This window comes from Luteibacter sp. P4_E6 (assembly GCF_056401535.1).
On sequence record NZ_JBFUJE010000610.1, the window covers coordinates 1 to 2,174 of the forward strand.

Genomic DNA, 2,174 nt, shown 5'->3' on the forward strand with positions numbered 1-2,174 from the left:
GTAAAAAAGGTACTGCCCTGGCCCTCGAAGGCGTTGAGGTAAAGATGCAGGAACACCGCGTTCACCGGCCGATCGCTGCGATTGCGCCAGGTCAGCTGCTGCTGGCCGTCGACCGTGTGCTTCTCGGGATCGAGACGGGCCTGGATGCGATACGACACGACGCGGTCGGACAACGTCGCTTCACTGCCGGTGCGAGGACCGCCCCAGGCCGTCGTCGCGCTGGGCGTCCTGACGGAGGCGGCGTGTGGCGACGCAAACGGAATCTCGGCGGGAAACGCCGGGACAGGCGTCGCAGCAGGTGTCGCGGCAGGCGGCGGAGGCACCCCATTCTGGGCCCAGGCAGCGGCGGCGCTTAATAACGCGCCCACCGCAACGCAACGAACGACTCTGGCTGCCTTACGGCGCATGGATCCACCCTCCCCTGTTATCCCGCGAGATTGCTGGCTGCGACCCCGGCCCGATATAGGCCAGAGGTCACGGTCGGGGAAGAAAACTCAGCCGGGGAAGGCGCGCTCGCGCATCCACTTGGTCACGATCCACTTCTCCCCCCGAAGCACGGGCGCACCGCCGTGCAGGGATAGCGGATCGAGCGAGCCATCGGCGTCCGTGTACTCGAAGTACAGGGCCTGGCCCTTGCGCGGCACGTAACTGAAATCAATGCGCGGAAAGATTGTTTCCCCACCGGCTTCGACGTCGTGCAGGTACATGATCAGCGTGGACACGCGCTGGCCGCCGGTAGCAAGGTGCGGCTGGCTGCCCTTCTCGCCCGGTTCGAAGTAGTCGAAGTGCGGCAGGTATTCGCCACCCAGGCCGTAACGCATCACCTGAAGTCCTTCACCGCGGTCTTCGGGCAAGCGCATGATCGCCGCAGTACGCGCATCGATACGGCGGATCAGCTCGTTCTCGGCGCGCTGGAAATACGCGCCATCGCTGGTGCGGATGTCCATGACGGTGTTCACCCCGTCAGCGACACCCACTACCGCCGAGCGCTCGAGCCGCGGGACGGCCATGTGCATCAACGCATCGCATTCCTCGTCGCTGAGCACACCATCCAGCACGGCGATGGTCGGTCGAGCGATCCGCAGCAGGACACGAACGTCGCGATCGGGCGTATGCAGCACGTGGCCCTCAGCCAGCCGACCGTGGAACGGTGTCAGGGCCGAGGCGTGCGCCGCCACCGGGGCTACCGCGCTCCCGAACAACGCGGTGACGATGGCCTCGCGGGCCACGCCTTCGTCGAACTGGTTTTCCTTCATGGTCAGGAGCAGGTCGGCCGGCGCGTTCCCTGAGGCGAGGGCATCGCGAATCCAGTCCTGCCAGTCCTGCGTCACCTTGGTGTGGAAGCGCGTTTGCAAATGCTTTTCCTGCGTCGTGGCGGTGCTTTCGGTCACATTGTGCCGTTATCGGCGGTCGACGTGGGGTGCGAGGGCACGCTGTCGCCCTCGTTCAACCATGCGAGTTTCCGTGCCCTGGGCAAGCGCTTCACCGCCCACTCGGCTTTCGAGGCGGCGGAGCGGTCGGCGAAGGCGCGCGAACCGAGCAGGCGTACCGGTGGATTGGCCCGCGTGTAGCGAGCACCCTTCCCGGCGACGTGCGCGGCATAGCGCGCGGGCAGATCGTTGGTGATCCCCGCATACCAGGCGCCGTTGCGGCATTCGATGAGATAAACGCACCACATGACGTAAGCGTAACCGCTGCCACCTACAATGGCTCGATGAACGCCCACTACGACCTGGCCGTCAACCTCCCGCTGCGAGACGCCACCGCGGAGCGTCTGGCCGCTGCCCTGGCCGTCTTTCCCGTCAATTCAGCACTGCTGGCCTACCCATCGATGGAAGGCAGTCTGGGCACGCGCGAAGCGATCGCCGGCTGGATGCGCCGACGCTGCGGCCACGTCGTCGTCGACCCCCGCCGCCTGATCGTCACCCTCGGCGCGAGGCATGCCTTGTCCCTCGCCCTGGACGAAGCCTGCGCGCCCGGCGACACACTCCTCGTGGAATCGTCCACTTATCATGGCTTCCGGGCCAGCGCCGAGGCGCGTGGCATTCACGTCGCCGGCGTGGGCATGGATAGCGACGGCATGCTGCCGGCCGAACTCGAACGCCTGGCCGACACGACCGGCGCGCGCTGCCTGTACGTGCAACCCACGCTGCAGAACCCGACCACCTCGACGA

Annotated in this window: 3 protein-coding genes and 1 pseudogene; 1 reads left to right on the forward strand and 3 read right to left on the reverse strand. The window is 66.4% G+C overall.

Going from position 1 to position 2,174, the window contains the following annotated elements; genetic code table 11:
* The 3 genes and pseudogenes from AC1DT2_RS21425 to AC1DT2_RS21435 all read right to left on the reverse strand — a co-directional run.
* Positions 1 to 407, reverse strand: a pseudogene (locus tag AC1DT2_RS21425) (M1 family metallopeptidase); the annotation flags it as partial.
* A gap of 87 nt (positions 408 to 494) precedes the next feature.
* Positions 495 to 1,391 carry a 2OG-Fe(II) oxygenase gene (locus tag AC1DT2_RS21430; RefSeq protein ID WP_477298597.1) on the reverse strand — a complete coding sequence of 299 codons (897 nt, stop codon included), beginning with the start codon at positions 1,389 to 1,391 and terminating at the stop codon, positions 495 to 497.
* Positions 1,388 to 1,678 carry a GIY-YIG nuclease family protein gene (locus AC1DT2_RS21435; RefSeq protein ID WP_063572775.1) on the reverse strand — a complete coding sequence of 97 codons (291 nt, stop codon included), beginning with the start codon at positions 1,676 to 1,678 and terminating at the stop codon, positions 1,388 to 1,390. The genes AC1DT2_RS21430 and AC1DT2_RS21435 overlap by 4 nt, the downstream gene beginning before the upstream one ends.
* Before the next feature lie 36 nt (positions 1,679 to 1,714).
* Here AC1DT2_RS21435 and AC1DT2_RS21440 point away from each other — a divergent pair.
* Positions 1,715 to 2,174: aminotransferase class I/II-fold pyridoxal phosphate-dependent enzyme (locus AC1DT2_RS21440; protein ID WP_477298598.1), on the forward strand; the 460-nt coding region annotated here is incomplete at its 3' end.

Bases quoted from the DNA above. Each gene is read 5' to 3' on its own strand.
- AC1DT2_RS21435 (WP_063572775.1), bottom strand. From the start codon at position 1,678: ATGTGGTGCGTTTATCTCATCGAATGCCGCAACGGCGCCTGGTATGCG.